Annotated in this window: 13 protein-coding genes and 1 pseudogene; 8 read left to right on the top strand and 6 right to left on the bottom strand. The window is 67.0% G+C overall.

The genetic code is table 11. The annotated features are described in order from the left end of the window. Nucleotides 1-26 precede the first annotated feature (26 nt). Nucleotides 27-294 (bottom strand): annotated as a pseudogene (locus AZG88_RS54240) (RNA polymerase subunit sigma); the annotation flags it as partial. 213 nt (nt 295-507) lie between these two features. Further along, on the bottom strand, nt 508-669 hold the full coding sequence (locus AZG88_RS52920; protein ID WP_197487947.1) for a hypothetical protein: 162 nt from the start codon (nt 667-669) through the stop codon (nt 508-510). A gap of 688 nt (nt 670-1,357) precedes the next feature. Here AZG88_RS52920 and AZG88_RS27165 point away from each other — a divergent pair. After that, nucleotides 1,358-1,564, top strand: coding sequence for a hypothetical protein (locus AZG88_RS27165; protein WP_025432377.1), 207 nt, complete (start codon nt 1,358-1,360; stop codon nt 1,562-1,564). On the opposite strand, the gene AZG88_RS27160 is transcribed toward AZG88_RS27165, so the two are convergent. The 3 genes from AZG88_RS27160 to AZG88_RS27150 all read right to left on the bottom strand — a co-directional run bounded on the left by AZG88_RS27160 (nt 1,530) and on the right by AZG88_RS27150 (nt 3,792). Continuing rightward, on the bottom strand, nt 1,530-2,255 hold the full coding sequence (locus tag AZG88_RS27160; protein WP_061042965.1) for a class I SAM-dependent methyltransferase: 726 nt from the start codon (nt 2,253-2,255) through the stop codon (nt 1,530-1,532). The two genes, AZG88_RS27165 and AZG88_RS27160, sit on opposite strands and share 35 nt — an antisense overlap. A 131-nt stretch (nt 2,256-2,386) precedes the next feature. After that, a complete protein-coding gene (locus tag AZG88_RS27155; protein WP_005240705.1) occupies nt 2,387-2,794 on the bottom strand; it encodes a hypothetical protein in 408 nt (135 codons plus the stop codon). A gap of 23 nt (nt 2,795-2,817) precedes the next feature. Then, nucleotides 2,818-3,792, bottom strand: a complete 975-nt coding sequence (locus tag AZG88_RS27150) for a GlxA family transcriptional regulator (RefSeq protein WP_025432378.1) — start codon at nt 3,790-3,792, stop codon at nt 2,818-2,820. 176 nt (nt 3,793-3,968) lie between these two features. On the opposite strand from AZG88_RS27150, the gene AZG88_RS27145 reads away from it, so the two are divergent. From AZG88_RS27145 to AZG88_RS27135, 3 genes are all read left to right on the top strand, one after another. After that, nucleotides 3,969-4,628 carry a helix-turn-helix domain-containing protein gene (locus tag AZG88_RS27145; RefSeq protein WP_061042966.1) on the top strand — a complete coding sequence of 220 codons (660 nt, stop codon included), beginning with the start codon at nt 3,969-3,971 and terminating at the stop codon, nt 4,626-4,628. Between the two features lie 29 nt (nt 4,629-4,657). Continuing rightward, nucleotides 4,658-5,851 carry a hemerythrin domain-containing protein gene (locus AZG88_RS27140; RefSeq protein ID WP_005240708.1) on the top strand — a complete coding sequence of 398 codons (1,194 nt, stop codon included), beginning with the start codon at nt 4,658-4,660 and terminating at the stop codon, nt 5,849-5,851. A 751-nt stretch (nt 5,852-6,602) separates the two neighbouring features. Further along, nucleotides 6,603-6,899 (top strand): MTH1187 family thiamine-binding protein, encoded by a 297-nt coding sequence (locus tag AZG88_RS27135; protein ID WP_061042968.1) that lies wholly within the window; start codon nt 6,603-6,605, stop codon nt 6,897-6,899. Nucleotides 6,900-6,906: 7 nt separating this feature from the next. Here the strand turns inward: AZG88_RS27135 and AZG88_RS27130 are convergent, their stop codons facing one another. Next, the gene (locus AZG88_RS27130) at nt 6,907-7,869 is read right to left on the bottom strand and encodes a helix-turn-helix transcriptional regulator (protein WP_061699691.1); all 963 of its coding nucleotides are present in this window, start codon (nt 7,867-7,869) and stop codon (nt 6,907-6,909) included. 89 nt (nt 7,870-7,958) lie between these two features. Between AZG88_RS27130 and AZG88_RS27125 the strand changes: the two genes are divergently transcribed. The 4 genes from AZG88_RS27125 (at nt 7,959) to AZG88_RS27110 (ending at nt 10,911) form a co-directional block, all read left to right on the top strand. Then, complete coding sequence (locus AZG88_RS27125; protein ID WP_061699690.1) at nt 7,959-8,375, top strand: VOC family protein; 417 nt, start codon at nt 7,959-7,961, stop codon at nt 8,373-8,375. Further along, a complete protein-coding gene (locus AZG88_RS27120) occupies nt 8,375-8,980 on the top strand; it encodes a YdeI/OmpD-associated family protein (RefSeq protein WP_061042970.1) in 606 nt (201 codons plus the stop codon). Before AZG88_RS27125 ends, AZG88_RS27120 begins: the two co-directional genes overlap by 1 nt. A gap of 51 nt (nt 8,981-9,031) precedes the next feature. Further along, nucleotides 9,032-9,589 carry a DinB family protein gene (locus AZG88_RS27115; RefSeq protein ID WP_061699689.1) on the top strand — a complete coding sequence of 186 codons (558 nt, stop codon included), beginning with the start codon at nt 9,032-9,034 and terminating at the stop codon, nt 9,587-9,589. Nucleotides 9,590-9,654: 65 nt separating this feature from the next. Beyond that, nucleotides 9,655-10,911: a serine hydrolase domain-containing protein gene (locus AZG88_RS27110; protein ID WP_061699688.1), complete on the top strand. Its 1,257-nt coding sequence runs from the start codon at nt 9,655-9,657 to the stop codon at nt 10,909-10,911. Nucleotides 10,912-10,927 lie beyond the last annotated feature (16 nt).

The following is a 10,927-nucleotide window of genomic DNA, read 5'->3' as shown; positions in this document are numbered from 1 at the left end:
CGGGATTGCCGTTGCGCTTGTTGCCCCTAGCCAAACCTCTCACCTGCCCTCGTCACCCGCGAAGGCTCGTGTCGAGCCACGCGGACAGCTCCCGCTACTACCCACGGCCGCGGCCGTCTCCTCGGCTGACATACCGACCACGAGGCGGAGGATCGAGATCTCCCGGTGCTTTTCCGGCAGCGTGCTCAGCAGTTCGTTCATCTGCCTGCGCGCTTCCGAGTCCAGCGCCCTCTGTTCGGGTGCGTCATCGTCGGCTACGTCATCTAGTACGTCGGCGACGGGCTTCGACTTGTTACCGCATGTCAGAGAAGAGCGACAAGAAATCGGAGCCCTCCACGTCGATTGTGGGTTTCCCGGTGTTGGTCCGCGCGCAGTCGGTTGCCGCACGACCACGCCCGTCGTATGTGGGCCGACCCCGGCGCACTCGGGCGGTCCTGAGGCCCTGGGCCGGGGTCGACGTTTTGCGAGGGCATTGCTTCTTGGGGGTGGAAGATCCTCCTGGTTGGATTATCCCACCAGCGGCCGGTACTCGGCGAGGTTCAGCAGTTGCCACACCTCATGCGCTTCCCCACGCGCGGTCGCGTCGTCCGGCGTGGCCAGTTCGTGGTTCGCTGACCTCCCGGCCTGGCCGATGGTCCATGCGGCGACGACTGTGCTGGTGGCGGGCACCATCTCCGTCGCCTACACGTTCTTTCTGTCGACGTTCTCCGTCGTTCGCTGTGTCTATCCCATCTGTCTGCGCCACGGCCTCACGACTGCGTACGACACCGTCGTTCTTCGCGGGTTGCGCCGACGAACGACGGTATATCTGGTGGTGACCCCGTCCGTGCCGCTCGTCGGGGTGCTTGCCGGCTTCAGCACCTCGAGTCTGCGGAGCTTCCCCTCGTGCGCGATTCGGTCCTGGGCTTGTGCGCGGCCTCCGGGCTCGCGTTCGTCGCCGTGCAATGGTTGTACCGGAAGCTCGATGCCGACGTGCGCGTGCTGGAGCGGGTGGTCTAGCGCAGCCGTTCGATCCCGATGAGTGCCCTGCAGTCACGCTGGTGGTGCCCACATTCGTCTGCGCACGCAAGAAGCCGCCGGCACCTGACGGTGTCAGCGGCTTCGCTTCCTTTCCAGGCGCGCTACGCAATGTAGGTCCGACCCGGCCGGGGGTGACGGTGCCCGCCAGTGCGCCTCTCGGCAAGTGGTCGCTCGAAGCGACAATTTTCAATGTGGTACCCGGGGCATCGGGTCGAACACCGTCGAGTGTGTCAACGGTTCGCGGTGCTGCGGTATTCCCTTCCCTGAAGGGCATCCTTCAGAGGTGCGCTTCGGCCCGTCGGCGCGCAGACTGGAACCAGGAGGTCAGGAGGTCGTCATGCGATTACTACGGGGCCTGCTCGACGTGGTGCTGGGCATCCTCACGGCCATTCTCGGCACGGTGCTGGGCATCGTCGCGGCGGTGGTATGGCTTGTCGGTGGGGTGCTCTGCGTGACAGTCATCCTGCTTCCTCTGGGCCTTCCCGTGGTGAGGCTGGCGCGCCGCCTCTTCACCCTCGCCAGGAAGCTGATGCATCTTCCCTGACGCGCAGTGTGAAGAAGATGAACGGCGCCTCACGGCTGAGCCGCTCGAAGTGTTCGGGGGAGCGATCGCGCACCGCTGCAGCGGGCCGCGGCTCCGAGATACGTTCGACGGTGAATCCCGCTGCGGTGAATGCGTCGAACATGGCGTGCAACGGCCTGTGCCAGAACTTCATGTGGAACGTCTCGCCGGACTTCACCCATTCCTCGGTGAACTCGTACGTTCCGAGATAATCGCCCTGCCCGGCAAGCCTGAAGTCCACGAACGGGTGATGGGTCGAGATGACGACGTACCCGCCTGGCGCGAGTACCCGGCGGAACTCGGTCAACGGTCTCGACCAATCGTGGACGTAGTGCATCACCAACGACGCGACGACGACATCGAAGGTCGATGACCGGATGGGTAACTGCCGGTTGAGATCCGCCCGGATCAACGACACGTCGGGACCCAGGCGCGTTCGGGCGATCGCGAGTAGACCCGTGCTGAGATCGATGCCGGTGACGGCAGCACCGGCGGCGACGAGTGCGCGCGACAGCGCACCGCCGCCGCAGCCCGCATCCAGCACTTTCCGGCCTGCGACGTCGCCGACCAGCGCCAAGGTCGCGGGTCGCTCGTACAACGCGTTGTACACGTTGTTCCCGATGTCGGCGTCATACGCCGACGCGTACGTGTCGTAGTCGTTGAAGGTTGCCACGGTGTGATCATTGCGGATCGGCGCTACCGTTGTGCCCCGACCGCCGCGGTAGCCCTGGTGCCGCGCGGGGCATTCTGCAATGCGACCGGACTCATCAGCCGGTGGCGATGTCAGAGTTGCCAGGTGGGGAGTCAATGCGCCCCGACGTATTCCTCCCTGCGATGCAGCATGGCCACTGCCATCGCGGGGAGCATCAGCACATGGCCGGCGAGCATCAGGCCGTCGCCGGAGAGCAGGCCGAGCCAGAGCGGCGGGAACAGCACGACGAACGCGAGATACATCGCCAGCCCCATCTCGGCGATCGCCGGCCACGAATGCCGCCGCCAGGCCATCCATGCCGTCATCCCGGCGGTCATCGAGGTGGCCATCAGCAACGCATGCACTTCGACGTGCGCGTCGTCGCCGACAAGCATCGACAGGGGCGCGAACACGGCCATTCCGGCCAGCATCGCGAGAAGCATCTGCAGGTAGTGGACGACGAACGCGCGGTTGGTGAGGGCGGCACGCCACGTGGGGCGTGCCGAATCGACGGTGCTCACGACCTTCTCCTTGCACAGTGGGGTCAGGATGCGGTGGCGGCGAAGTGCCGCCGGTAGTGGTCGGGTGCGACACCGAGACGTCGCAGGAATGCCCGGCGCATCGTTTCGGGTGAGCCGAAGCCGCATCGGGTGGCGGCCTCGGTGACGAGGACGGGTTCGGACTCCAGAAGTCTCCGCGCTGCGTCGACCCGAACCTGCTCGACATACTCCGCGGGTGGTCGTCCGAGCTCACGGGTGAACTCGCGGGTGAAGTGACGCACGCTCATGTCGACCCGCCGAGCCAGCTCAGGCACCCGCAGGTCGGCGCCGGGTTCGGCGTGGATGAGGTCTTGCGCTGCCCGCACCGAGGGGCGTCGCGCCGGGGGATCCCATGTCGGCGCTGCGAATTGGCTCTGCCCGCCGGGGCGGCGCACGAACACCAGCAGCTCGCGGGCGATCCGCTGGGCGAGGTCGGGCCCGTGGTCGGCCTCGACGAGGGCGAGCGCGAGATCGATTCCGGCCGTCACCCCGCCGGAGGTCCACACCCGGCCCTGCCGCACGTACATTGCGTCCTCGTGGACGTCGACCGCCGGGTGCTCGGCGGCGAGCTGCCCGGCCCAGCGCCAATGCGTCGTGGCCGCAAGCCCGTCGAGCAGGCCTGCCGCCGCGAGGGGAAATGCCCCCGTGCACACCGACACCACGCGCTCGGCACGCGGTGCGGCACGTTGCAGCCAGGCGACGAACTCGGGGGCATCTCGCGCGGCCCGCCGCACGCCGAACCCACCGGGGACCAGCAGCGTGCCGATCGGCCCACGCTCGGGAAGGCATTCGGTGGCCACCAGGCCGAGGCCGCTGTCCGCGCGCACCGGACCGACCTCGGCGGCGGCGAGCCTGGTCGAATAGCCGCTCGCGCCACCGTCGCGGGTGAGCAGTGCGCCGGCAACGGAGAACACCTCGTGCGGTCCGACCACGTCGAGGGGCTGGTAGCCGGGGGTCAGGGCGACGAGCACGTCGTTCATGTATCTATCGTGCGCAGGCCGAAGCCATGGCGTCAATGACGGGTATCCCTCGGATTCGGCCATGGTGTGGTGTCCACGGATAGCCACTTCGGAGGAGCGAAGCGTGCTGACGTGCCCGCCCGGAAATCGCTTGAACAGTGTTGTATTGAAAACTTGTGCGTTCTAATATTGGGGGTATGGCGACGGTCGAGTACGACTCTGCGGAGCCGGGCGGATCTGGGACCCGCCGGTACCGCTCTCCGCTGCGTCGGATGCAGGCAGCTCAGACGCGGGCGGTCGTACTGGAGGCCGCCACCCGGCTGTTCGCCGAGCACGGCTGGGTCGCCACCGGGATGAGGGATGTCGCGCGGGCCGCGGCGGTTTCCGTCGAAACCGTCTACACGACGTTCGGATCCAAGGCGGACCTGTTGAAGTCGGCGCTCGAGGTCGCCATCGTCGGCGATGACGCACAGGTGCCGTTGGCCGACAGGCCCGTTTACACGGCGATCGGTACGGGGCGCACGACCGGCGACCGCATCGAGATGGGTGCGCGCATGATCGCCATGATCAACGAGCGCATCTACCGCCTGGCCATGGCAATCCGCCAGGGTGCGACGGCGGATGCCACGCTCGGAGCGGTGGCCGCCGACCTGGAGGGGCAGCGCAGGCGCTCGGTCGCCGACGTCGCAAACCTGATCATGGGCCACCACGCCGAGCCTGGTCAGGTCGACGAACTGTGGGTGCAAACCCACGATCAGGTCTATGCCCTGCTCGTGGACGAATGCGGTTGGAGTCGCGTCCGCTACGAGTCATGGCTGATCGACCGCATCGCAGAAATCTTCGACCGCCCGGTGTGACATACGGGCACCATTGTCTGGAGTAGGTCATGACAACCGATACTCGGCCTCCCGCCGACACTCGCATCATGCGCATCGTCCACAGCGCGCTGCGCCGCGATATTGCGCGCGCCGCGCAGGTGCTGCGCACAACACCTCCGCCCGCGCAGACTCAGCGGGTCGCCCTCGCCGATCATCTCGTGTGGATGATGCATTTCCTGCACCTGCACCACAGCGGCGAGGACCGTGGACTGTGGCCGCTGGTTCGCGAGTTGAACCCGGCCGCCGGAGCACTGCTCGACGCGATGGACGCCGACCACACGCGAATCGGCCCCGAGATGGAGCGGGTCACCGCTGCGGCAACCGAGTACCGTGTGCATCCGGCTGCCCGAGAAGACCTTTCGCGTTCCCTCGCCGCTCTCGATCAGGTTCTGCTGCCGCACCTGCAGCGCGAAGAGGACGAGATGATGCCGGTCGTCGCCCGCACCCTGACCTGTCGTCAGTGGGACGACGTGGAGCAGCAGGTGTTCATCGCCTCGAAGACCAAGCGGGAGCTGGGGATCGAAGCGCACTGGATCGTCGACGGTGTCGATCGGGAAGACTACGACGTCACCGTTCGCAAAGTGGATCCCGCCACCCGGTTCATGCTGCTCCATGCGTTCAAGCGACCCTATCGGCGGGCATGCGCCGCTCGGTGGGGCGCCGACCTCGACGTGAGCCCCCGGCTCCACCAGCCAGTCCGCACCGAGGGCTCGGCAGAACTGTGGATCGATATCCCGGCCCGGCAGCTGTACGACGCGGTCGCCGACGTCACCCGCATCAGCGAACGGAGCCCCGAGTGCCGCAGCTGCGCGTGGCTACCGGGACGGTCGCCGGGGACCGTGGGCGCCCGATTCCGGGGGCACAACCGCGCACATCACATGCGCTGGTCCCGGGTCTGCGAGGTGACCGCCGCCGATCCGGGGAGGAAGTTCGAGTTCCACACGGTGTCGGATCGGCGCAACCCGCTGTACCACGACTCGACCACCTGGTCATACACATTCAGAGCGGACGGCGACGGGACCCGGGTGACGCACGCGTATCGGATCGACGTACTGCCGTACCGCCCGCTGCTCTCGCTCTACTCACGCCTGCAGCCGCAGCACCGGGACATGCGGCCGCAGATGCAGCAGAATCTCGAGGCGCTGCGGCTGCAGGCGCGCGCCGGCACGCTTAGCGGGTCGTCCCTGCCTCGAACGGCCTAGTGCCCCTTACTCACTGCTATCTGCAGGTGGGGCGTCAGGGTTGCGGTGAGTCATGCTGTGGTCGGCCAGGGTCGGGCGCTTGTCGGCGGGTGCGGATTCTCTCGCTTCGCTACTGTCGCAGCCGCGCGCTTCGGCGGAGACCTGGTGCTCCCAGTACGCATCCGATCGTGCCCGTGGTGCCCACGGAACTCCCATGCGAAGTCCTCTCTGTGCGTGTGGCTGGAGGAGATCGCTCTTCCTGTCACGTAGATCGCGCGGGTGGCGGCTTGTCGCGCCACTGCCGAGCCTCCTGGGTGTCTTTCCTTTGTACGCCTCGGCAGTGAGTTCTGTCGTGCCCAGCGGACCGGGTCGGTGACTTTGCAGCTCGGCTATTGGGCGAATTGGACGTATCGGCCGGCGCGCTCGAGCTCGGGTTCATTGCCTTATCCGGATATGCGGGGTAGACCTGAGGTACGGATCCACGGCAGACCAAGGTCGAACCGGAAGAGAAGATTCCACCTCTCGGTCGTGGCACCCAGCACGAGTTGTAGGCACCCACGCAAAAAGCACAGCCCACTAACTGGGCTCAGCGCGGCGGGCTTGCGTCAGACGGGGGGATGTCTGACGCCGAGGCCACATTTCACCCCGCGCAACCATGCAGCTTGGTAACCAGACGTTCGTGCTCGCGGGCGGCGTCCCCTTGATCAGGGGCGCCGTCCGACGTGTGTCTGTGGAACGCCGCGAAGTTTCGATGCCCGGAGAAGGAGAGCACATGCTGGTGGCATTCAGCGTCAGCCCGATGGGCGGGGACTCCGACAGCGTCGGTGCCGCGGTCGCCGCGGCCGTGCGGGTGGTCCGCGAATCCGGGCTGTCCAACGAGACCACGTCGATGTTCACCACCGTCGAGGGTGAGTGGGATGAGGTGATGGCCGTCGTGAAGCGTGCGACGGACGTTCTGCTGGAACAGTTTCCGCGGGTCAGTCTCGTTCTCAAAGCGGATATCCGGCCGGGTCGCAGAGATCAGCTGCGAACGAAGGTCGAGACGGTGGAGCGCTACCTGACCGACTGACGCTCAGTCAGGCTCCCCGACCGCGCTCGCCGGGATACCGGCGGGCGAGTTCCTCGCCGATCCGGGCGAGCTCGGCCCGGACCGATCGCGGTTCGAGCACCTCGACCGTCGAACCCCAGCCGGCGAGGTTCCGGGCGATATCCATTGGGGTCGGGGCGGCGAGGCGGATCCGGGCGCGACCGTCGTCGTCCTCACCGTCCGGGTGGCAGTGCCGCCCGAAGTGATCGCGCAGGATCGGCACGAATCTGGCGTCGATGAGCACGGTCGCCCAGGTCGTCGAGCGACGCTGTTCCACCTCGCCGACCACTTCGTCCCACGCCGCGGCGAGTGTGAAGTCGTCGGGGCGCTCGGCGGGCTGCTCGGTCGATTCGGCGTGGACGATCCGGTCGACTCGGAAGGTCCGCCGGCCCCGTTCGGTCCCGGCGAGGAGATACCAGATGTCGTCTTTGTCGACGAGACCCCACGGGTCGACCAGTCGCTCGGACCGTTGCCGGGCGCTGTTCGTGTAGGTCAGGCGAACTTTCCGCCGCCGGATCACGGCGGCCTGCAGCAGGTCGACCATCTCGGGCCTGCGGCGATCGCGTTCGCCCCAGCGGGTGGGATCGATCATGGTGGCGCTGGCGGCGGCCTCGGCGTCGGCCCGGAAGGTCTGCGGCAGCGCCCGCACGAGTTTGCGCAGCGCGGCCTTGGCCTCGCCCGAGACGGCGGCCGCCGGGCCGACCAGCAGGAACAGCGCCTGCGCCTCGGTCGCGGACAACCCGCTGAGGTCGGTGCGAGCGCCGCCCACGAGCGACCATCCTCCGCCGCGCCCGGACTGCGGATACACCGGGATGCCGGCGGCGGACAGCGCTTCCAGGTCACGGCGGGCGGTGGCGACGGACACTTCGAGTTCGTCGGCCACTTCGGCGGCGGTCACCCGACCTCGGGACTGCATCAGCAGGAGGGTGGCGACGAGTCGGTCAGCGCGCATGTCTCGAGTTTCCCTCGGAAAGTGCTCAATTGGTGAGCACTTTGGGTCGGAGGATGGGTGTTGTCACCGACCGAGGAGAGGAACCACCCATGTTGCGAGGACTCACCACCGTCAACTTCTACGCCGACGACCTCACGGCCGCCCAGGCCTGGTACACCGAACTGCTCGGAATCGAGCCGTACTTCGTGCGCTCGGTGGAGGGGGCGCCCGCCTACATCGAATTCCGGATCGGCGACTACCAGCACGAACTCGGCATCATCGACAGCCGTTTCGCGACGCCCGACCGGTCACGCGAAGCCGAGAACACGATGACCTACTGGCACGTCGACGATCTGGAGGCGAGCGTCGAGCGGCTGCTGTCCCTGGGGGCCACCCTGCACGGAAAGCCGGTCGAACACGGCCCGGGATTCGTCACCGCGTCCGTGGCCGACCCGTTCGGGAACATCCTCGGCGTCATGTTCAACCAGCACTACCTGGACATTCTGGCTGCACAGGCAGGCGCGTGATGGACACCCACGACGTGAACACCGTCGTCGCTCGCACGACCGCGCAATGGCGTGCCTGGCTTTCGGAGAACTGCCGGACCGAGAAGGAGGTCTGGCTGATCATCCACCACAAGGACAGCGGAACGCCGAGCCTGCGATACCACGAGGCGATCGAGCAGGCCCTGTGCTTCGGGTGGATCGACGGCCTGCACCGCAGACGAGACGCCGGCAGTTCTCAACTGCGCTTCACGCCGCGCACCCCGCGTAGCACCTGGAGCGCGGTGAACCGGCGGCGCGCGGCTGACATGATCGAGCAGGGACTGATGACCGAGCACGGTTACGCCGCCATCGATCTGGCCAAGGCCAAGGGGACCTGGGAGAACACGGCGAACGGGGACAGCTCGGTCGTCCCCGGCGATCTGCGGGCAGCGTTCGGGCGAAACGACGCTGCACGCGCGAACTTCGACAAGTTTCCGCCGTCTTCGACACGGCTGATCCTGGAGTGGATAGCGTCAGCCAAGAAGCCGGACACGAGGCAGCGACGGATCGAGCGGATGGTCGCGCTGGCGGCGATGAACCTCCGGGTCAATCATCCGGGGGTCCGGGTCCCGGACGGTGTGCGGTAGCCGTCCCGAAACCACTGTCCCGATCGGCGACAACGAGAGGGGAGTCAGGACATGGACTGGCCGCACGAACTTGCCGACCAGCTCAGCTGGCACTGGGAGCATCAGTTGCGTCCCCGGCTGGAGGGGTTGACCGACGAGGAGTATTTCTGGGAACCCGCGCCCGACGGCTGGAGTGTGCGCCCGCGCGGGGAGTCGCAGGCGCCGGTCCAGGCCGGAAGTGGCGCGTTCACCATCGACTTCGCCTTCCCCGAACCGGACCCGCCACCGGTCACCACCATCGCGTGGCGGCTCGGGCATGTGATCGTCGGCGTCTTCGGGGTGCGGATCGCCAGTCACTTCGGCGGGCCGCCGGTCGACTATCAGACGTTCGAGTACGCCGGCACCGCGGCTGAGGCGCTCGCGCAACTCGACGAGAACTATGCGGCCTGGTCTGCGGGTGTCCGAAACCTCGGAGTCGAGGGGTTCGCCCGGCCGTGCGGCCCCAACGAGGGGCCGTTCGCGGATTATCCGATGGCGGCGCTGGTGTTGCACATCAACCGGGAGGTCATCCATCACGGCGCCGAGGTGGCGCTGCTCCGCGATCTCTATCTGGGCCGGCCGGTAATCTGACCGGAATCCTGGCCGGCTCCACGGTTTTCACCCCCAGCGGCCGCCCGCATCTGCCAAGCTCGGGTATGACACCGAATCGGCGGGTTCTCCTGTTGACGTGCGTCCTCGCTCTCCTGGCCGCGTGCACGTCGAACACCTCGTCCTCCGATTCTTCCTCCTCGGACGCGAGCAACGGTTCTGCCGTCTCGTCGGCCGACCCGGCGCAGGCCGACGCGGTGATGAAGATCGTGCGCGACACCATGGCGGAGAGCCACCTGAAGGCGGTGATCGTGCGTGTCACGGTCGACGGCAAGGAGATCGTCACCCAGGCGCTCGGCGAGTCGATGACCGGGGTGCCCGCCACCACCGACATGCACTTCCGCAACGGAGCCGTCGCCATCTCCTACGTCTCCACGCTGCTGCTCCAGCTCGTCGACGAGAAGAAGGTGAGCCTCGACGACACGGTGTCGAAGTGGTTGCCCGACATTCCGCACGCCGACCGCGTGACGCTCCGTCAGCTCGCCCAGATGACCTCGGGCTACGTCGACTACGTCATCGGCAACACCGAATTCGCCGAGGCCCTCTACGCGGCGCCGTTCCGCAACTGGACGCCTGAGGAACTCTTGGCGTTCGCGACGTCGAAGCCGCTTCTGTACGAACCCGGGACCAACTGGAACTACGCCCACACCAACTACGTCATCCTCGGGTTGGCTCTCGAGAAGGTCACCGGTCAGCCGGTGACGGAACTGATGCAGGACAAGGTGCTCGGTCCGCTCGGCCTCGACGACACCACGGATCCGGGGACGGCGGCGATCACCGAACCCGTCCTGCACGCGTTCTCGTCCGAGCGGCGCGAGGCCCTGCACATCCCGCCCGGTGCGCCGTTCTACGAGGAATCCACATACTGGAACCCGTCCTGGACCATCACCCACGGAGCCATCCAGACCACGAACATCTACGATCTCCACGACACGGCCGTCGCCATCGGCACGGGCGAACTTCTCACGCCCGAGTCCTACGAGGCCATGGTGTCGACCGACCTTCGCGGCAAGACGACCACCCTGCCCGGCTGCACCACCTGCTTTCCGCAGTCGGAGGACTACACCTACGGGCTCGGACTGCCGATCGTGGGCAACTGGCTGATGCAGAACCCGCTGTTCAGCGGATCCGCGGCGGCGGAGGCCTATCTGCCCTCGCAGAAGATCGCCATTGCCGTCGCCGTCACCTACGAGGAGGCCGCCTTCGACGACACGGGGGCCTACAAGAACGAGGCCGACAGGCTGTTCCGGAAGATCGGCGCTCAACTCGCTCCGGACGACGCGCCGCCGATGGCCGTCAGCTAGTGTCCTGAGTCTTTAA

This window comes from Rhodococcus sp. LB1 (genome assembly GCF_001583455.1).
Lineage (GTDB): Bacteria > Actinomycetota > Actinomycetes > Mycobacteriales > Mycobacteriaceae > Rhodococcus_F > Rhodococcus_F opacus.
This window is presented reverse-complemented; position numbering and strand designations above follow the sequence as displayed.